This window comes from Stenotrophomonas sp. GD03794, from assembly GCF_029842145.1.
Taxonomy (GTDB): Bacteria; Pseudomonadota; Gammaproteobacteria; order Xanthomonadales; family Xanthomonadaceae; genus Stenotrophomonas; species Stenotrophomonas riyadhensis.
Genome location: NZ_JAOCFV010000011.1, coordinates 31,189 through 50,176, shown reverse-complemented (window position 1 = coordinate 50,176; position 18,988 = coordinate 31,189). Strand labels below are relative to the sequence as shown.

Annotated in this window: 19 protein-coding genes; 12 read left to right on the top strand and 7 right to left on the bottom strand. The window is 67.9% G+C overall.

What is annotated here, in order from left to right; translation table 11 throughout:
- Positions 1-37 precede the first annotated feature (37 nt).
- A complete protein-coding gene (locus N5D91_RS08435) occupies positions 38-634 on the top strand; it encodes an NAD(P)H-dependent oxidoreductase (RefSeq protein ID WP_180854021.1) in 597 nt (198 codons plus the stop codon).
- A gap of 16 nt (positions 635-650) precedes the next feature.
- Positions 651-1,244: a TetR/AcrR family transcriptional regulator gene (locus tag N5D91_RS08430; RefSeq protein ID WP_180854020.1), complete on the top strand. Its 594-nt coding sequence runs from the start codon at positions 651-653 to the stop codon at positions 1,242-1,244.
- Positions 1,245-1,249: 5 nt separating this feature from the next.
- On the opposite strand, the gene N5D91_RS08425 is transcribed toward N5D91_RS08430, so the two are convergent.
- Positions 1,250-2,044 carry a D-alanyl-D-alanine carboxypeptidase family protein gene (locus N5D91_RS08425; protein WP_180854019.1) on the bottom strand — a complete coding sequence of 265 codons (795 nt, stop codon included), beginning with the start codon at positions 2,042-2,044 and terminating at the stop codon, positions 1,250-1,252.
- A gap of 118 nt (positions 2,045-2,162) precedes the next feature.
- Between N5D91_RS08425 and N5D91_RS08420 the strand changes: the two genes are divergently transcribed.
- Complete coding sequence (locus N5D91_RS08420; RefSeq protein ID WP_180854018.1) at positions 2,163-3,710, top strand: alkaline phosphatase; 1,548 nt, start codon at positions 2,163-2,165, stop codon at positions 3,708-3,710.
- Here N5D91_RS08420 and N5D91_RS08415 read toward each other — a convergent pair.
- The gene (locus N5D91_RS08415; protein ID WP_071229370.1) at positions 3,707-3,886 is read right to left on the bottom strand and encodes a hypothetical protein; all 180 of its coding nucleotides are present in this window, start codon (positions 3,884-3,886) and stop codon (positions 3,707-3,709) included. The genes N5D91_RS08420 and N5D91_RS08415 overlap by 4 nt on opposite strands.
- Before the next feature lie 98 nt (positions 3,887-3,984).
- Here N5D91_RS08415 and N5D91_RS08410 point away from each other — a divergent pair, with 98 nt between their 5' ends.
- From N5D91_RS08410 to N5D91_RS08395, 4 genes are all read left to right on the top strand, one after another.
- A complete protein-coding gene (locus N5D91_RS08410) occupies positions 3,985-4,890 on the top strand; it encodes a LysR substrate-binding domain-containing protein (protein WP_164160903.1) in 906 nt (301 codons plus the stop codon).
- 89 nt (positions 4,891-4,979) lie between these two features.
- Positions 4,980-5,669, top strand: a complete 690-nt coding sequence (locus tag N5D91_RS08405) for an HAD hydrolase-like protein (RefSeq protein WP_164160901.1) — start codon at positions 4,980-4,982, stop codon at positions 5,667-5,669.
- Positions 5,666-6,961, top strand: coding sequence for a DUF5690 family protein (locus N5D91_RS08400; protein WP_180847459.1), 1,296 nt, complete (start codon positions 5,666-5,668; stop codon positions 6,959-6,961). Before N5D91_RS08405 ends, N5D91_RS08400 begins: the two co-directional genes overlap by 4 nt.
- An 11-nt stretch (positions 6,962-6,972) precedes the next feature.
- Positions 6,973-8,127: a TIGR03364 family FAD-dependent oxidoreductase gene (locus N5D91_RS08395; RefSeq protein WP_219629414.1), complete on the top strand. Its 1,155-nt coding sequence runs from the start codon at positions 6,973-6,975 to the stop codon at positions 8,125-8,127.
- 40 nt (positions 8,128-8,167) lie between these two features.
- Here N5D91_RS08395 and phnF read toward each other — a convergent pair whose 3' ends face one another.
- Positions 8,168-8,908, bottom strand: a complete 741-nt coding sequence (phnF, locus tag N5D91_RS08390; RefSeq protein ID WP_164160897.1) for a phosphonate metabolism transcriptional regulator PhnF — start codon at positions 8,906-8,908, stop codon at positions 8,168-8,170.
- A 106-nt stretch (positions 8,909-9,014) separates the two neighbouring features.
- Between phnF and N5D91_RS08385 the strand changes: the two genes are divergently transcribed.
- Both N5D91_RS08385 and N5D91_RS08380 read left to right on the top strand, forming a co-directional pair.
- Positions 9,015-10,157 carry an alpha-D-ribose 1-methylphosphonate 5-triphosphate diphosphatase gene (locus N5D91_RS08385; RefSeq protein ID WP_164160895.1) on the top strand — a complete coding sequence of 381 codons (1,143 nt, stop codon included), beginning with the start codon at positions 9,015-9,017 and terminating at the stop codon, positions 10,155-10,157.
- A gap of 138 nt (positions 10,158-10,295) precedes the next feature.
- Positions 10,296-12,908, top strand: a complete 2,613-nt coding sequence (locus N5D91_RS08380; protein WP_180854017.1) for a TonB-dependent receptor — start codon at positions 10,296-10,298, stop codon at positions 12,906-12,908.
- Positions 12,909-12,967: 59 nt separating this feature from the next.
- Here N5D91_RS08380 and N5D91_RS08375 read toward each other — a convergent pair whose 3' ends face one another.
- The 3 genes from N5D91_RS08375 to N5D91_RS08365 all read right to left on the bottom strand — a co-directional run bounded on the left by N5D91_RS08375 (position 12,968) and on the right by N5D91_RS08365 (position 15,719).
- Positions 12,968-13,684: an ABC transporter substrate-binding protein gene (locus N5D91_RS08375; protein WP_180854016.1), complete on the bottom strand. Its 717-nt coding sequence runs from the start codon at positions 13,682-13,684 to the stop codon at positions 12,968-12,970.
- 62 nt (positions 13,685-13,746) lie between these two features.
- A complete protein-coding gene (locus N5D91_RS08370) occupies positions 13,747-15,270 on the bottom strand; it encodes a carotenoid oxygenase family protein (RefSeq protein ID WP_180854015.1) in 1,524 nt (507 codons plus the stop codon).
- A gap of 26 nt (positions 15,271-15,296) precedes the next feature.
- Positions 15,297-15,719, bottom strand: coding sequence for a DUF2141 domain-containing protein (locus tag N5D91_RS08365; RefSeq protein WP_110713916.1), 423 nt, complete (start codon positions 15,717-15,719; stop codon positions 15,297-15,299).
- Positions 15,720-15,875: 156 nt separating this feature from the next.
- On the opposite strand from N5D91_RS08365, the gene N5D91_RS08360 reads away from it, so the two are divergent.
- Genes N5D91_RS08360 through N5D91_RS08350 form a run of 3 tightly spaced genes read left to right on the top strand, consistent with a single transcriptional unit; the run spans position 15,876 to position 18,005 of the window.
- On the top strand, positions 15,876-16,976 hold the full coding sequence (locus N5D91_RS08360) for a histidine kinase (protein WP_219634900.1): 1,101 nt from the start codon (positions 15,876-15,878) through the stop codon (positions 16,974-16,976).
- Positions 16,973-17,611, top strand: a complete 639-nt coding sequence (locus N5D91_RS08355; RefSeq protein ID WP_110713914.1) for a response regulator transcription factor — start codon at positions 16,973-16,975, stop codon at positions 17,609-17,611. The genes N5D91_RS08360 and N5D91_RS08355 overlap by 4 nt, the downstream gene beginning before the upstream one ends.
- Positions 17,612-17,633: 22 nt before the next feature.
- A complete protein-coding gene (locus N5D91_RS08350; RefSeq protein WP_110713913.1) occupies positions 17,634-18,005 on the top strand; it encodes a VOC family protein in 372 nt (123 codons plus the stop codon).
- A 65-nt stretch (positions 18,006-18,070) separates the two neighbouring features.
- Here N5D91_RS08350 and N5D91_RS08345 read toward each other — a convergent pair whose 3' ends face one another.
- Positions 18,071-18,910 (bottom strand): arylamine N-acetyltransferase, encoded by an 840-nt coding sequence (locus N5D91_RS08345; RefSeq protein ID WP_110713912.1) that lies wholly within the window; start codon positions 18,908-18,910, stop codon positions 18,071-18,073.
- Positions 18,911-18,988: the final 78 nt, after the last annotated feature.

Genomic DNA, 18,988 nt, shown 5'->3' with positions numbered 1-18,988 from the left:
CTTACTATTAGTAGTTAGTGAATTCCGGACATCCCCCATGCACACCCTCATCGTTGCCGCCCATCCTGAATCCGCCGCGTTGACCCATGCCATCGCCAGGCGCATCGGCGAAGCCATCACCGCAACGGATGCCGCCAACACCGTGACCCTCGCCGATCTGATGGCCGAAGGCTTCGATCCGCGCTTCAACACGCACGACCAGGCGCTGTTCCGTGGCACCGGCGCACCTCCAGCCGACGTTGCCGCCGAGCAGGCGCGGCTGGATGCTGCCGACACGCTGGTACTGGTCTATCCGCTGTACTGGTGGTCGTTCCCCGCACTGCTGAAGGGCTGGATCGATCGCGTGTTCACCCAGGGCTGGGCCTACCAGGACGGTGCCGACGGCAAGGTGCAGAAGAAGCTGCAGCGGTTGCGCGTGCACCTGGTCGGCATCGGTGGGGCCGGCGCGGACATGATCGAACGGCGCGGCTACGGCGCGGCGATGAAGACCCAGATCGACATGGGCATCTTCGACTACTGCGGCGCGCGCGTGCTGTCGTCCGAACTGCTGCTGGATGCGGATTCCGGTGCGGCCGAGGTGCATCTGCAGTCGGCAGAGTCGATCGGACGTAAAATCGGTACTCCGATGCGCTGACCGCCGTGCCCTGCCGATGCCTGCCAATGCCGCTCCCACGCGCCGCCGATTGACCCGTGAGCAACGCGGCCGCCAGTTGCTGGATGTGGCCTGGGCGCTGGTCGGCGACGAAGGCACCGACGCGCTGACGCTGGGGCGGCTGGCCGAGGCTGCGGGCGTGACCAAGCCGGTGGCCTACGATCACTTCGTGACCCGCAATGGGCTGCTGGCCGCGCTCTACGATGACTACGACGGCCGCCAGACGCGGGTCTTCAACGAGCGCATCGGCCGCGCCCGGGCGCAGTTGGCCGATCGTGCGGCGGCCATCGCCTCCGGCTACATCGACTGCATCCTCAGCCAGGGCAGTGAAGTGCAGGGCATCCTTGCCGCGCTGGTCGGTGCACCTGAACTGCACGAGGTGCGGCGGCGCTACCAGCAGGATTTCATCGACAACTGCGACACCTGGCTGGGCCCGTTTGCTGCCGACGGCACGGTGCCACTGGCCGGGCGCTGGGCGATTCTCGGTGCGGCCGAAGCCCTGTCCGAAGCCGTAGCAGCAGGCGCGCTGGACAAGGCCGCAGCCGAAGCCGAGCTGCAGCGGCTGATCGTGGCAACGGTCAAGCGACGCTGAGCCGCTCAGGCGTCGGCGGTGCTGTCGGCCAGCGCCGCAAACCCGGCGGCCAGCCGTTCGCGCACAAGGGCATCGCGTGCGTCGCGGCTTTCAGAACCCAGCACCACGGTGATCAGGCGTACCGGCTGATCCCGCCCGGGCACTGCCCGGCATGCGGTGGCGGCCAGGCAGAAGCCTGCGGCCTGGGTGTAGCCGGTCTTCAAGCCATCCACGCCGTCATCACCGAGCAGCGCGTTCTGGTTGTTGCGGCCGAAGCTGCCATGCGCGAACGCGCGCTGCGCGGTGATTGCCAGTATCTGCGGATGGTCATTCAGCAGGCAGGCGGCGAGTACTGCCATGTCGCGCGCGCTGGAAGCATGGTGCGGGGTGGTGATGCCGGACACGCTGGCGAACCAGCTGCTGCGCAGGCCGAGCTGGCGTGCGTGCCGGTTCATGCGGTCCAGGAACGCAGGCTGTGATCCGTCCAGATGGCGCGCGATGGCCAGCGCCGCGTCATTGCCGGAGACGATCATCAGTCCTTCCAGCAGGCGCGCGAGGGTGACTGTTTCACCGGGCACCAGGCCCATGCGCGTTTCATCATCGGCCACCGCCTGCACATCCTCGGCGGCGATGGTGACCGCTTCGTCCCACGCGCCTCCGTTCTCTTCGACGCATTCGTACGCCGCATAGGCGGTCATCAGCTTGGTCAGCGAGGCCGGTTGCCGCGCGATGTCCGCGTTGTGCTGATGGACCACCGCGAAAGTTGCCGCATCGAGGGTGATCGAGGACAACGGCGCGCGCTCAGTAGCAGGAGACGGCATGGATGGGCCGATGGAGGAGGGCCTGCAGGATAGCCCGCGGCGGCTGCATGAAGCTGCAATATTGAAACGATATAACGTACCGTCATTGTGGGCCGCCGTTGGCCCGACGGGACATCCGATGACTGCACGCATGCCACGCCGTTGGCTCCATTCCTCGCTGCTGCTTGCGTTGGCTACGCTGGGTGGCTGCCAGCCCAACCTACGCGCCGAGGCTGTTGCTTCCGGCCCAGCGCGCCCGCACAACGTGATCGTGATGATCAACGACGGTGCCGGTTGGGGCACCTGGGACGCCGCCGCCTACTGGCAATACGGCAGCCGCGAAGGGGCGCCGTATGCGGATTTTCCGCAGCGCCTGGCGGTGACCACCTTCCCGTTGAACGCCAGCAGCCAGCCGACCCGCGACAACGCGCAGACCCTGGGCTACGACGCGGGAAAGGCCTGGGACGGCGAACCGGTACCGGCGCAGGACCTGCCATTCGTCGGCTACCAGTACCTGGCCGCAGTCGCCACCGACAGTGCTGCGGCCGGTACGGCGTTGTCCTCGGGCATCAAGACCTACAACAACGCCATCAATTACAACAACGATGGCAATCCGGTCGAGTTCAACACGCTGCGCGCCAAGCGGCTGGGCATGGCGACCGGTGTGGTGACTTCGGTACCGTTCGCGCATGCCACGCCGGCCGCGTTCGCGGCGCAGAACGAATCGCGCAACAACTATCACGCGATCGCGCACCAGATGCTGGCGCAGGGCCACATGGACCTGGTGATGGGCACCGGCGGTCCCGGCTACAGCGTTGATGGTCGCGCCTGTGATGAGAGTGCCGGCGCGGCCAAGGCCGAGGGCTGCGCGAACCCGTGGGAATGGGTGTCGCAGCAGGATTGGCAGCAGCTGGAAGCGGGCAGCACCATTGCCGGCAATCCGTCGGGGCCGTGGCGCCTGATCCGCAGCAAGGAGGCGTTCGCCGCGCTGGCGCAGGGACGACTGCCGGCCGACCGGCCGCTGATCGGCGTGCCGCGCGTGGCCAACACGCTGCAGCAGGCGCGCCAGCTGCAGGTGCTGGGCAAGGATGCGGCCACGCCTTCCGGTGTGAGGAAGATCGACAGCGTGCCCGATCTTGCGACCATGACCCGTGGCGCGCTGCTGTTCCTGCAGCAGCGTTCGTCCAACGGCCTGTTCCTGATGGTGGAAGGCGGCGCCACCGACTGGGCCGCCCATACCAGTGCCTGCGGCACTGAATGGCACTACGGCCAATGCAGCGACCAGCCGCAGTACGGCCGGCTGATCGAGGAAACCGTGGAGTTCAACGACGCGGTGGCGGCGGTGGTCGACTGGATCGAGCGCAACGGTGGCTGGGAACGCAACCTGTTGATCGTCACCACCGACCACGACAACAGCATGCCGATGGGCCCGGATGCACAGAACGTTGCCTTCGAGCCGGTACGCAACAACGGCCGTGGACGCATGCCGGGGATGAGCTTCCGCCCGACCGGCAACCATTCCAATGCGCTGGTGCCGTTGTGGGCCAAGGGCGCGGGCGCGGAGCTGCTGGGCCAGCGCGTGCGGGGCGTCGATGCCGGTTACCGCCAGCATGTGCGCTGGAACGACGGCAGCTACATCGACAACACCGATGTGGCTGCGGCGGTGCAGGAGGCACTGCAGCGTTAAGGGTGCGCGGGGCGCTGGCTGGCAGCTGCAGGTTTCCCGGTCGACGAGGTTGCCGGCCAGCGGCCGGCACTACCGGGGATGGTGCTGGGCGGCGGAGACGGGCTGGCAAGCTGGCGTGCCAGCTCGGCGCTGGCCACGTGGCCGTGCAGGAACAACAAGCCGCTGAAGATGTTCATGAGCGTGCCTCCACTTGAGTGGATTGCACGATACGGGCAGCATGGACGGGCAAAAAGCGACATTTCCGCAAGGTGGCCTTGAGAGGAATTCAAGCCTGATGTCCCGCCCTCCACTCCATGCCCTGCAGGGCTTCGTGGCTGCCGCCCGGCTCGGCAACCTGTCGCGTGCCGCCGCGTCGATGAATGTGACTGTCAGCGCGCTCAGCCACCAGATGCGGCAGCTGGAAGAGCGCCTTGGCCAACCGTTGCTGATCCGCCAGGCGCGTGGTGTCACCCTCACCCTGGAAGGGCAGCGCCTGCTCGACCAGGTCGGACCGCACCTGGATGCGATCAACGAAGCCTTCCAACCCTATGCGGCACGCGCCGAGCACGTGCTGACGATCAGTGCGGTGCCGTCGATGGCCTCGGCCTGGCTGGTGCCGCGCCTGGGCCACTTCGTGGCCGCGCACCCGCAGATCGAGATCAACCTGCAGTCGAGTGAACGCCTGGTCGATTTCGAGCGGCAGCGCCAGTTCGACGCCGCGCTGCGGCTGGGCACCGGGCAGTGGCCCGGGCTGGTGGTGGAACCGCTGTTCGACGAGTGGCTGCTGCCGATGGCCAGCCCGGCACTGATCGAACGCATGGGGGGCATCGACCGTGTACCGCTGACCCAGTGGCCGCTGCTCGGTGATCCCGACGGCGCGTGGGGCGCCTGGTTCGCCTTGAGTGGGCAGAGTCCGCCACCGCGCTTCGTGGCGGTGCTGGATGATTCGGAGGCACACCACCGTGCGGCGCTGGACGGGGTAGGCGTAGCGCTCGGGCGGGTGACGCGGGCACGCCTGCTGCTGGAATCCGGCCAGCTGGTCGCGCTGTCCAGCCTGCGCCTGAAAACCGCCTGGCCGCATTGGCTGGTGTACCCGCAGCGCTCGGCCAGCCATCGTGGCTTCCTCGCGTTCCGCGACTGGCTGCATGCGCAGGCCGCCGAGCACGTGCGGCACATGGCAGCGCAGGGGCCGCCCGGCTAGACAGGTGCACCGGCCTGTCCGGGCACTGTCATCAGGGCGTGGCCGGGTGCGGCGATGCTGGGCACCTCCGCTCAACACCCCCTGCCGCCATGCGCTACCGCCTCGTCGTCCTTGATATCGCCGGAACCACCGTTGCCGACCCGGGGCTGGTCGCCCATGCCTTCGCCGAAGCGATGGCCGCCGCCGGCCGGGCCATCGAGGTGGAGGACGTGCGCCCGTTGATGGGCTACCCCAAGCCGCAGGCGATCGCGCGGCTGTTGGGGACCGCGGTGGACGACCCGCGTGTGGCACCGATCCACACCGACTTCGTGGCGCGCATGCTCGAGTGCTATCGCCATGCACCGGGCATTGCGCCGCTGCCGGGCGCCGAGGCGTTGTTCGACACGCTGCGCGTACACGGGATCCGTATTGGCCTGGACACCGGCTTCTCGCGCGACATCGCCGAGGTGATCATCGAGCGGCTCGGTTGGCAGGATCGCATCGATGCGCTGGTGGCCAGCGACGAGGTGCCGGCGGGTCGCCCCGCACCGCACATGATCCAGGCGTTGATGCAGTGCACCGGCGTGGATGATGCCGCCGCCGTGGTGAAGGTGGGCGATACCGAAGTCGACATCAACGAAGGCCGCAATGCCGGCGTCGGCCTGAACGTGGCGGTCACCACCGGCGCGTTCACCCGCGCCGAGCTGTTGCCGCATGGCCCGGACCACATCATCGACCACCTCGACCGCCTGCCGGCACTGCTCGGGCTGGTACCTTCCGGCACGGTTGCCGCTGCATGAGCAGGCCCTCGCTGCGGGCGCGGCTGCACGGGCATCCGCTGGCATTGACGGTGTTCGCCGGCAGTGCCGCGCTGTCCACCTATGCGTGCATGTATGCCTTCCGCAAACCGTTTGCCGCCGCGTCGTTCGATGGCCAGCACCTGTTCGGCGCCGACTACAAGGTGTGGCTGGTGGTGGCGCAGGTGCTGGGCTACATGTGCAGCAAGTTCATCGGCGTGCGGGTGATCGGCGAACTGCGCGCCGAGCGCCGCGCCAGCCTGCTGCTGGGCCTGATCGGCATGTCCTGGCTGGCCCTGCTTGGCTTCGCACTTGTGCCGGCGCCCTGGAACATCCCGTTCCTGTTCCTCAACGGCCTGCCGCTGGGCATGGTCTGGGGCCTGGTGTTCAGCTACCTGGAAGGGCGACGGACCACCGAAGCGATGGGCGCGATCCTCGCCTCCAGCTTCATCATGGCGTCCGGCGTGGTGAAGTCGGTCGGCAAATGGCTGCTGCTGCAGGGGGTGAGCGAGTTCTGGATGCCGTTCCTGTGCGGCTTGCTGTTCCTGCCGCTGCTGCTGGTGTCGGTACGCATGCTGGAACGCATTCCCGCTCCGGATGCCGCCGACCTGCGCGAGCGCTCGCCGCGGTTACCGATGGACCGCGCGCAGCGTCGTGCCTTCGTGCGCCGCTTCCTGCCGGGGCTGGCGCTGATGATCCTGTGCTACGTGTGCCTGACCGTAGTCCGCGATTTCCGCGACAGCTTTGAAGCCGAGCTGTTCCGCGAGCTGGGCTACGGTGGCAGTGCCGGTGTCTTTGCCGCCATCGAAACGCCGGTGGCGTTCGCGGTGCTGGCGCTGACCGCCGGCCTGACCTGGTTCCGCAACAACCTCAACGGCCTGATGGCGTTGCACGCGCTGATGTTCATTGGCCTGGCCACTGCAGGACTGAGCACGCTGGCATTCCGCGAAGGCATGCTGCATCCGCTGGCGTGGCTGGGCCTGGTGGGCTTCGGCCTGTACCTGGCCTACGTGCCGTTCAACTGCGTGTTCTTCGAACGCCTGATCGCCACCTTCAAGATCGCCGGCAACGTCGGCTTCGTGATGTACCTGGCCGATGCGTTCGGCTACCTGGGCAGTGTGCTGGTCCTGCTTGGCCACGAATTCTCCGGCCTGCAGCTGTCGTGGGTGCGCTTCTTCTCCAGTGCGGTCATCCATCTGTCGCTGCTGGGCGGTGCCTGCCTGCTGTTGTCCCTGCTGTACTTCCACCACAAGGCCCTGCGCCTGGCCCGCATGCCGGCACTCGCCTCCGTCTGAGTCCATCCCCCATGAAGAACACAACCGCCCTCGTGGTCGGTGCCGGCATCGTCGGCCTGGCCGTGGCCCGTGCGCTGGCCGTACGTGGCTGCAAGGTCACCGTGCTGGAGCGCCATGAACGCGCTGTCGGCGCTTCCATCCGCAACTTCGGCATGGTCTGGCCGATCGGCGTGCCGAATGGCCCGCTGTATGAGCGCGCGCTGCGCTCACGGCAGATCTGGCAGGAGCTGATCGATGTCGCCGGCCTCTGGCATGACCCCAGTGGCTCATTGCACGTTGCCCACGCCGACGACGAATGGGCCGTGCTGCAGCAGTACGCGGCAGCCAACGCGCCGCTGCGCCCATGCCGCCTGCTGGATCGGGATGCGGCACTGGCGAAGTCACCGGCGCTGGTCGCGCGGGAGCTGCGCGGCGCGCTGTTCAATGCCGATGAGCTGGTGGTCGATCCGCGCCAGGCGATTCGCGCGCTGCCGGACGTGCTGCATGAACAGCACGGTGTGCAGTTCCATTGGCGCACGCCGGTGACGGCGGTGGAGAGCGGTCGGGCGTGGTCCGGCAGCCGCCTGTTCGAGGCCGACCAGGTGTTCGTCTGCAGCGGTCCGGAATTCGAACAGCTGTATCCGGAGCTGTACGCGGCGGCGCCGCTGACCCGCTGCAAGCTGCAGATGCTGCGGCTGGCCGCACAGCCTTCCGGGTTCCACCTGGGCGCTGCCCTCTGTGGCGGCCTGTCGCTGGTGCATTACGCCGGATTCCGCGAGGCCGCCGATGTCGCACCGTTGCAGGCGCGCTACCAGGCCGAGCATGCCGACCTGATCGAGCTCGGCATCCACGTGATGGCCGCACAGAACGGCCTCGGCGAGATCACCATTGGTGATTCGCATGCCTACGCACATACGCATGATCCGTTCGACGAGCACACCATCAACCAGAAGGTGCTCGATTACCTGTCCCGTTTCATGCAGGTACCCGACGCGCGCATCGCGCAGACCTGGCACGGCATCTATCCCAAGCTGCTGGATGGCAGCAGCGAATTCGTCGCCGAGCCGGCACCGGGCGTGACCATCGTCAACGCCATCGGCGGCGGTGGCCTGGGCATGACGCTCAGCTTTGGCCTGGCCGAGGAACTGGTGGACGGTCGCTACACGGCACTGCGCCGCGCAGCGTGACGCGCTGCACGCGGCGGGTGCAATGCCCGCCGCGCTTTCCCTAGAGGTCGCTGCTGACCATCAGCTGCACCCAGTCCCCGGCGAAGCAGGTGATGCCGAACTGCACCGGTTGCCCCTGTGGATCGACATTCAGCGAATGCACGCACAGCACCGGCCGGCGCGTCGATTGCCCGAGCACGCGCGCGACCTCGGCATCGGGCAGGCGCGCCATCACCGTGGTATGCCGGCGCAGGTAGTCGGTGACTCCGAACGCGGCGAGCGTACGGGTCACCGACGGCGTGCGCGCGAACACCTCGCCCAGCCCTGGAAAGCGGGTGGCCGGGAAATAGGCTTCGCTGTGGTCTACCGTGCGGCCTTCCACCTGGCTGGAGTACACCACCCGATGCACCCGCTCGCCGGCGATCAGGCCAAGTGCGCGCGCGACCTGCCGACTCGGCACCTGCACCCGGGTATCGAGCAGGGTGTAGTGGCTTTCCACGTTCAGGTCATGCATGGCCCGGCCGAAGCGCGTGCGTCGGCTGATCGGGTAGTGGTACGGATGCTCCTGCACGAAGCTGCCGCGGCCGGTCTCCGTGCGCACATGGCCGCGCTCCTCCAGCGCCTCGATCGCACGCCGTACGGTGTGGCGGTTGACCGCGAAGCGCTTGGCCAGCACCTGCGCGGAGGGCAGCTGGTCGCCTTCCACCAGCTGGCGTTCGCGGATCTGCCGCAGCAGCGCCTGCTCGATCTGCTGCCACAGCGGCAGCGCCGAATCGCGCGGCGTCAGGACCGTGTCGGTCATGGTCATCAAACCTCCATCTGCGGCTGCTGGACTAGACAGGTGCACTGCACGTGCAGGCATATCAACGCGTTGCGGTTGCAACGGCATGACACAGATGGCGGAATCCATGAGCGAACGCATCCTCGACAACCTGAAGCTGGTGCTGGCCGACGAGGTCGTGCACGGCCATGTAGTGCTGGATGGACCTGGCATCCGCGCGGTGGGGCAGGGGCGGGTGGCCCTGCCGGGTGCCGAAGACTGTGGCGGCGACTGGCTGATGCCGGGGTTTGTCGAGCTGCACACCGACAATCTGGAGAAACACCTGGTGCCGCGTCCTGGGGTGGCGTTTCCGGCTGGAGCGGCGGTGCAAGCGCACGATGCGCAGCTGCTGGCGGCCGGCATCACCACCGCCTGCGATGCCTTGGCGGTGGGTGACGTGGAAGCCGACAGCGTGCGCGTACGGACCTTGCAGGCCGCGCATGCCGCGTTGGTCGAGGCGCGCCGCGCCGGCGGCCTGCGCAGCGACCACTACCTGCACCTGCGTGCCGAGCTACCGTATCCCGGGTTGCTGCCATTGCTGGAGCCACTGCTGGATGATCCGGCGGTGCGCCTGCTGTCGCTGACCGATCACACACCGGGGCAGCGCCAGTTCCGCAACCTGCAGCGCTATGCGGCTTACTACGGTTTGCCGACCGACACGAAGACCGGTTACCTGGACGACCTGCTGCAGGCACGCCGTGCGCAGCAGGCGCGCCATCGCCCCGCACACCTGCAACAGGTACTGCAGTGGGTGCGTGGGCGCGGCCTGTGCCTGGCCAGCCACGACGACACAGTGGCTGCGGATGTGGATGAAGCCGTGGCCTGCGGGGCGCGCATCTGCGAGTTCCCGACCACGCTGGAGGCCGCTGCGGCCGCACGCGCGGCCGGCCTGACGATCGTCGCCGGCGCCCCCAACCTGGTGCTGGGCGGCTCGCATTCCGGCAACGTGGCGGCGCTGGAACTGGCCCGCGCCGGCTGCCTGGATGTGCTGTCCTCCGACTATGTGCCTGCAAGCCTGCTGCCGGCGCTGGGCGTGCTGTGCGCGCAGCTGGGCTGGAGCCTGCCACGTGCGGTGGCCACGGTCAGCCATGCACCGGCGCAGGTGCTGGGCCTGCAGGATCGCGGTCGCATCGGCGAAGGCCTGCGCGCCGATCTGCTGCGGGTGCGTGGATCCGCGCCGGACTACGTGGCCGAGGTCTGGGTGGCCGGCCGTCGTCTGCTGGCCCAGTAGCCGCTACGGCGCGAACACCTAGACAACTGCCCCGACCTGCCTAGTGGATGCCGCCTGCGCTTCACCGCACTGATCGAAAGTGGCCGCCATCGCCGCTCCCGCCGGAGCGGCCCACTTTCCCTTGCCGCCGCCATCGCCATGTCCACACTGCCCTTGCGCCACCCGCTTACCCTGGGCCTGCTCGCCCTGCTGCATGCCCCGCTGGCCGCCCAGGCCGCCGCGCCGGCCGCGACCGATACCGTGCCCGCCACCTCCGCCGTCGACCTGGATACCGTCACCGTGGTCGGCAGCATCGTCAGTGGCGAGAAACAGGCACTGGATGCCCAGCGTGAGGCCAGTCACCTGATGAACGTGGTCAGCGCCGATGGCATCGGCAAGCTGCCCGACCACAACGCGGCCGAAGCCGTGCAGCGGGTTCCCGGTGTGTCGATCGAACGCGACCAGGGCGAAGGCCGCTTCGTTGCCGTGCGTGGCCTGCCGGCACAGTGGAACTCGACCACCCTCAACGGTGACCGTCTGCCGACCGCCGAAGAGGAAACCACCAGCCGTGCCACGGCATTCGATTTCTTCCCGACCGAACTGATCGAGCGCATCGAGGTGAGTAAGACGCTGACGCCCGATCGCGAAGGCGACGCCATCGGTGGCCAGGTCAACTTCGTCACCCGCACCGCACCGACACGACGCACGTTTGCCGCCAGCGTGGCCGGCAACTACAACGACAAGGCGGTCGACACCGGCACCAGCGCCAACGTGCTGTACGGTGACCGCAGTGCCGATGGACGCTTCGGCTTCCTGATCAACGGTACCTACTGGAAGCGCCCGTGGGCGACCGACAACTTCGAGCCGCGCCGCAGTGCCGACGGCCTGGGTGTCTACCGACTGGAGCTGCGCGACTACACTGGCGAGCGCACCACCCGCGGCGTCAACGGCGGCTTGGAGTTCCTTCCGGCCGACGGCCATCGCCTGTACGTGCGTGGCCAGTATGGCGAGTTGAGCGACGATGAGACCCACTACAAGCACCGCTACCGGTTCGACAAGGACCGCGTGGAGCTGCAGAACATCCACAACGAGCTGATCACCGAGTTCAAGACCTTCGAGCTGGGTGGCCAGCACACCTTCGGTCGTGGCCAGGTGGACTGGAAGCTGGCCAGCGCCGAGAACGACTTCCGCTACGGCTGCATTCCCACCTGTGCCGACAATGCGTACTTCGTGGTCCAGTTCAACCAGGGCAAGGTCGGCTACCAGGGCCTGCAGGACCGTGGCGTGGGCCGCAATTCGTACAACACCGTCGATGGCGGCAACGTTGCCGCCGACACCCCTGATACCCATCTGCCGCCGGGCTTCGCGATGGATCCGCGGAAAATGTCGCTGAGCGCGGTCGAGCTGTACCGGGTGGCGATCAATGAGAAGGACAAGGCGGTCGCGCAGCTGGACTTCAGTTTCGACGCGAGCGACACGCTGGCCTGGAAGATGGGGGCCAAGTACCGCGACAAGCAGCGCCGCGCGCGCTTCTCCGACGAGTTCTATGCCTGGAACACCGCCACCGGCGGCCCGGTGCCGACCCTGGCCGACTTCCCGTTGATGGAGCAGCCGGACCGCAGGGGCTACGACGTCGGCAATGGCCGTGACTACGCCCGCGATTTCTCGCAGGTGGTGCCGATGCAGGCACTGGCCGAGTGGTACCGGCAGAACAAGCAGCATCTGGTGCTGGTACCGGGCGATTCGGCGCTGGTGGCCAACGGTGCAGCGCTGGGCCGCAACTTCGACGTGGCCGAGAAGCAGTACGCGACGTATGCGATGGCCACCTGGAAGCCGGACGAACGCTGGGACGTGGTGGGCGGTGTGCGCCTGGAGCGGACCGCCACCGATGTGCGTGGGCTGGTGCTGGAGCGCGATGCCGATGGCAGCAGCGCGCTGGTGCCCAACCTGGGCCGCAAGCGCTATACCTCGGTGCTGCCGCAGCTCAACGTGCGCTTCTCACCACGCAGCGATCTCAACCTGCGGCTGGGCCTGACCCGCAGTTTCGCCCGCCCGAACTTCGGTGACATCAACCCGGGTGGCTCGTTCATGGAAGCCGATGGCACCTTCACCTCCGGCAACGCCAACCTGGACCCGACCTATTCGGACAACCTGGACCTGATGGCCGAATGGTATGCGGGTCCACTGGGCCTGCTGTCCGGCGGCGTGTTCTACAAGAACATCAGCAATCCGGTGTTCCAGAGCAGCAGCACTGGCAGCTTCAACGGCAATCCCAACGTCACCTTCTACCGGCCCGAGAACGGCGACGATGCCAAGCTGTGGGGGGCCGAGTTCGCCTTCGTGCGCCGCTTCGATTTCCTGCCCGGCCTATGGAGCAACTTCGGCATCAACGCCAACCTGACCCTGATGGACTCGCGCATGCGCATTCCGGGTCGTAATGGCAACGTGCCGATCACCGGCCAGGCCGACCGCCTGTACAACGTTACCGTGTACTACGACGACGGCGCGTTCGCAGCCCGCCTGGCCACCAACCACAAGGGTGCCTACATCGAAGCGCACGGCGACAGTAGCGTCACCGACGCCTGGTACGGCGCCAACACCTCGGTCGACTTCAGCGCCTCCTATACCTTCGATCGCTGGACGGTGTTCGCCGAGCTGAGCAATCTCACCAACGAGCCGTTGAAGTACTACCAGGGCAGCCCACAGCGCCCGCTGCAGGTGGAGTACTACGGCCGTCGCGCGCAGATCGGCTTGAAGTATCTGTTCCAGTAAGCCGTATGCGCGCCCTGCAGCATCGAGCCATGCTCGACGGCCTGTGCCCGACGCTACAGTCATCGCACCAGCGTGACTTCCTGCCCAGCACGCGCGAAGGCTTCGCCCAGCAACGGGCCGGCCTTGATCGCCTCCACTTCCTCGAACAACGCCCGCAATGCATCGGCCGGGCGTGAGGCCGGTGCCGCCACCGCCTGCTGGATCGCGGTGAAACGGCCGGCCAGCACACGGTGGCCGGGATGCGCCTGCGCCCATGCTTCCAGCGGCTGGCGTACACCGGCGGAGGCATCCAGGCGCTGCTGATCGAACAGCGTGATGGCCGCCGCCGAGGTCTCCGCCCGCTCGATCGTGGCGTGGCGCAGTTCACGGCTGAGAAACAGGTCGTAGGCCGCACCGCGGCCGACCGCGATGCGCAGTCCGTCGCGGTCCAGGTCGGCTACTTGCTGCGCAGGGCTGTCCGCGCGAACCAGATAGGTACCTTCGATCTCCACGTACGGGGCACTGAAGGCAATGCGGTCGGCGCGTGCAGGATCGATGGCCAGGAAGGCCAGGTCCCAACCGTCTTCGCCTGCTGCGGCGACCACCGAGGCTGCGGCATCGTGGCAGGTGAAGCGTGCCTGCACCCCCATCCGTTGCGCCAACGCTGTGGCCAGTTCCAGCGAGGGGCCGCGCGGTGAGCGCGCATCGCCCTGTGCCAGCACCGGGTTGCCCAGGTTGATCGCCACGCGCAGGAAACCGTGCGGTGCCAGCGTACGTCGGTGGTCGGCCAGGGACATGCAGAACTCCACGGGGCAGGGGAGACCCAGCATGCCAACAACGGTGTCCGCGTGGCGTGGAATCAGCCGCGCGCGGCGAAGGTGCCGTGGAAGCCCAGTGGTACCGCATAGGGCAGCCAGGCCTGTGCCAGAGGACCGTCGTCCAGGTGACGGGCATCGAGCACCGCCAGGCCGCTGCGCTTGTTCACCGGATCGAGCAGGGTGCCGATCAGCCAGCCATCATCGGCGTTGCGGCTGCCCGGGCGCGGTACGAACACATGCTCTTCGGCCATGATGTCCGGTCCATAGTTCCAGAGCTGGCGGCGCCCGCGCTCGATGTCGAACGCGGCCACCGCATTGAAGTACGGTGCGGTGGCCGGGCCGTCGATGGTCGGCGCGTACAGGCGCGCACCGCGGGTATCGGCGGAACGGGGGTCGAACAGCGGGAACTCCACCGCGCTGATGCCCAGCGGCTGCCAGCGGGCCTGGCCACGACGCAGGTCCAGATGCAGCTCGACCAGGCTGGCGCCACTGTTGGCGGCGTGTGCGCCATCACCGGCCATCGCTTCCTTCATCGGCGAGCGCGCCTCATTGATGTCATCGTGGCGCACTGCACGCAGCACGATGCCGCCATCGCGGGTGAACGCATCGCCGAAGTGGTAGATCGCCGCGAACGGGGCTTCGAACCACTGCGCCTTGTCCGGCGCATCCTTGGCGACCACCGCGATGCGCACGGGGCGCTGCGGTGCGAACTGCATGCGCTCGAAGAAGCTGCCGCCTGTGCCGGTGAAATCGAACGGCATCATCACGAACACCAGGTGCTGGTCGGTCATCGCGAAGGCATGCAGGTAGCCATGCTCGGGTGTTTCGATCACATTGGCGCTGCGCAGCTGGCCGTTCGCACCGATGTGCCAGACCAGCAGGCCATGGCCACCCATCAGGCTGATCGAGCCGAAGTTCCAGACGCTGCCGTCGCGGTCGCGCAGCGGGTGCGCCGAGAACGGCAGTGCGGCGAGGTCCGGACGCCAGGTCACCGGACCCAGTGTCTGCAGGGAATCGGGGTCTACTTCGAATGCCGAGCCGGACTCGCACAGCGCGAACAGGCGGCCATTGATCATGGTTACCGAGGTATTGGCCACGTTGGCATCGTCGTTGTTTCGAACTGCCAGCGCATCGGGAACGCTGGTGCCGGCAGCTGGATACTGGAAGCGGCCGGCCTTCTGTTCACGGGTGAATTTCGGCGTGGCGACCATGCGCCCGTGATGGGTCAGGCTGCCGTCACCATTGAAGCGCCAGCCATGCACCATGCCGTCACCGTCGAACCAGTGGTCGTAGCGGAAGCCATCGCGCTCGGTCCAGGCCGGGCCGTTGCGGTACAGCGTGCCTGCCAGGCCCGCTGGCAGCTTTCCCTGCAGTTGCACGGTGGCCGGGCCGAGGCTTTCGCTGCCGACGCTGCGCCAGCCGAGCAGCCACGGGTGTTCCTGCATGCCCTGCGCGAACCGCGTCGGGTCGCCGGCGAAGGCGGGAGCGCTGCGCAGCGCGGTGGCGCCCAGGGCCAGGCAGGCACTGCTGCTGAGCAGGGTACGAAGGAAGCGGCGACGGTCCATGGTGGCCTCGGGTCTGGATGCGGGTATCAGCGCAGGGTGATGTCGATGGCGGTGCCAGCGGCCGGCACGTCGACGCGCGCCTCGTCGAAGGTCGGCTTGCGCATCACCTGCGGGTTGTTGCTGAAGCCGTAGCCTTCCACCGGCATGCCGACCAGGTTGGTGTCGAGCTTGCCGTTGTCGTTCTCGTCGTGGGTGAGCAGTACGGCATAGGTGCCGGCCGGCAGGTTCTTGAACACGAAGCGGGCGCTGTCACCGCTGGGCGCCGCCTGCTGGGCCTGCACGGGCCTGGCCTTGCCGTCCCAGGCGGCCGCGCTGTCAACCAGGGCAGCACGCAGGGTGCCGGTCTGCACGCGGACGTCGTGCACGGTCACGGCCAGGTCGGCGGCGTGGGCACTGCCGGCCAGGGCCAGGGCAGTCAGGGCGGTGCTGAGCAGGGCGGTGCGGATCATGGCGGTGGCTCCGGAAGTGGGTGAGGCGGTGTGGAGCCAGTCTGCGTGGGGCGGTGCACCGGGTTCAGGGCCAGTGGTCATCGATTCGACGTGCCAGAAGTCACTTTCTGCGCCGGACCCATTGCCGCCGGCGTGCGCGGCCGTCAGCATCTGGCCATGCCCAGCCTGTTCCGCCATCTGTTGCGTCCGCTCAGCCTCGCCGGTCTGGTCACCGTGCTGGTGGTCGGCCTGTCGTTCGCAGTGCAGCGCAGCGGCGCCGGGCTGAGCCTGCTGCTGCTTGCTGTGTTCCTGCTGCTGTTCGTGGTGCACGGCTGGGCGTCGATGCCATCCCGCGTGCGCGCCGCCGCCGCGGTGTTGCAGGCGCTGTTGGCGGTTGTGCTGGTTGCGCTGCAGCCGCGTACCGGCACCGCCCCGGTGCTGCTGGTGGTGCTGGTTGCACAGCTGGCCGAGCACTGGCCGCCGCGCTTTGTGCTGGGTGTTGCGCTGCTGGCCAACCTGGCGGTGTATGCCGTGCTGCGCCACAGCGGCTTCAGCCAGCCCCTGCTGGTGGTGCTGCTGTATGGCGGTTTCCAGGCCTTTGCCGCGCTGACCGCGCACTATGCCCGCAGCACGGCGCTGGCCCGCGATGACCTGGCCCGGGTCAACGCCGACCTGCTGGCCACCCGCGCGCTGCTGGCTGACAGTGCACGCGATGCCGAGCGCCTGCGCCTGGCCCGCGAACTGCATGATGTGGCCGGGCACAAGCTCACCGCGATGCGGCTCAACCTGCGCGCCCTGGCCGCTGACCCTGCGCTGGCCGGTCGCGAAGGGCTGGTGCTGGCCGAACAGTTGTCCGGCGAGTTGCTGGCCGACATCCGCCAGGTAGTGCAATCGATGCGCGATGATCGCGGCCTCGATCTGGCCACCGCGCTGCATGCGCTGGCCGCACCCTTCCCACGACCGAAGCTGCAGCTGCAGATCGGCGACGGGGTGCGCGTGGCTGACCCGTTGATGGCCGAGACCGTGCTGCGGCTGGTACAGGAAGCCCTGACCAATGCCGCCCGGCACGGCAATGCAGACACCGTGTGGTTGACGATCAATGAAGAGGAATCCCAGTTGCGTATCGATATTCGCGATGATGGCCAGCGCGCCGAACGCATCCGCGAGGGCAATGGCATCGCCGGCATGCGCGAGCGCCTGGCGGCTGTGCAGGGGCGGCTGGAGTTGGCCCGAACCGCGCAGGGCGGCATGCATCTGACCGCGCGGTTGCCGGCATGAGCCCGGCGGCAATCCGCGTAGCGCTGGCCGACGACCAGGCATTGGTGCGTGCAGGCCTGCGTGCGCTGCTGCAGGGCCTGGGGGTGGACGTGGTGCTGGAGGCCGAGGATGGCCAGGCCCTGCTGGATGCGCTGAATACGCAGCGCGTGGACGTGGTGCTCAGTGACATCCGCATGCCCGGGCTGGATGGGATCGAGGCACTGCGCCAGCTGCGCGCGCGCGGCGATGCCACGCCGTGGCTGCTGCTGACCACCTTCGATGAAAGTGATCTGCTGCTGCGCGCCAGCGAGGCCGGTGCGCAGGGCTTCCTGCTCAAGGATGCCGCGCCGGCCGACCTGCGCGAGGCCATCGAACGCGTTGCTGCTGGCGAGACCCTGCTGCTGCCGGTCAGTACCGATCCGGTGCGCGCGCGTTACCGCTTCCACGATGAAGCGCCGCCCACCGATACCTTCGGCGAACGTGAAGTGGCAATCCTGCGCCTGCTGGCCGGGGGCTACAGCAACAAGGAGATCGCGCGCAGCCTGTTCCTGGCCGAGGGCACGGTGAAGAACTACGTGTCCGCCATCCTGGACAAGCTCGGCACCCGCGACCGTACCCGCGCGGTCCTGAAGGCGATTACCCTGCGCATCATCTGAGTCAGCCGCGCAAGGAGCGCCAATGAACCCGATCCTGCATGTCGAGATCCCGGCCACTGACCTGGCCCGTGCGATCGCCTTCTACCAGCAGTGGCTGCAGGTGGTGGTGGATGAGCCGGTCCTGCTGCACGACTGCAGGATGGCGTACCTGCCGTTTGCCGATGAGGCCGCCGGCGCCAGCATGTCGCTGGTGCAGGGAGCGGACTACCGGCCCTCCGAGCAGGGCACGCGCATCTATATCGGTGTCGATGACCTGGATGCCAGCCTCGAGCGTGCGCTGCAGGCCGGGGCCGAGCTGCGCTTCGGCCCGGCAGATGCCGGCGACTGGCGCGTGGCCGAGATCCGCGACAGCGAAGGCAACCGGATTGCATTGCAGGCGCGCGCGGTTCTGTAGAGCCGAGCCGATGCTCGGCTGCTGTTGACCCAGCTGCCAACGCTCAGCCGAGCATCGGCTCGGCTCTACACCGTCGCGGCGCGTGAGCGCTGCAGCCAGTCGTTGATCGCGGGATCCAGCCGCGGGTCGTCCGGAAGCTGGATGCCGAAGCGCTGCTCCAGCACGTCGCGCACGTCTCCGACGTCATGCAGCGGGCGCTTGTCCGGCGCCTGCCCGAGGCGATACTCGGTGTAGTTGCCGCTGCCGATGGTGCGGCGCCAGTCCGGGCCGGTCAGCGATGCGCGCAGCTGGCCGGGGAAACTGGAGTCGGGATGGGTGCACACGTACCAGTTGCCCACCACGTTGTCGATCGGCGCCGGCGCCTGCAGATCGAAGCGGTACATCGCCCGCCAGCCCTCGCTGGATTCGGCCGACAGCACGAAATCACCACCGTCTTCCAACCGCTGCAACAGGTAGCGTTCGTGCGGCGTGGCCTGCGGCTGCGGGTCATGCAGGCGCAGCGGTACGGTCGGGGTCAGGCTGCCGAAACCGGCGTCCACCAGCCAGTCATCACCGTCCACGTGCACGCGCAGCAGCAGGTGGGTACGCGCCGTCAGCTGGCCGTCCTGGGCGGCCAGCAGCACGCGCGCGCTCAACGGTTGCGCATCGAAGCCCAGCGCCTGCAGCAGCGCCAGCAGGCCGCCGTTGAGCTCGAAGCAGTAACCGCCACGGCGGTCGTCAAGCAGCTTGCGCTGCACGCTGTCCAGGTCGATCGGTACCGCATCGCGCAGCAGGCAGCTGAGGGTCTCGAACGGCAGCAGCGCGTTGTGGCGCTGCTGCAGCAGGGTCAGGCCGGCCAGCGTCAGCGGCGGCGGCGCATCCAGCTGCAGGCGCTGCAGGTAGCGGGGAACATCGAGCGTCGTCATGGGGGCACCGGGCGGGGAAGGGAGGTCCACTGTGCTCTCCCAACCGGGGTTGAGGTCAAGCACCGTGCTGGTGTCATC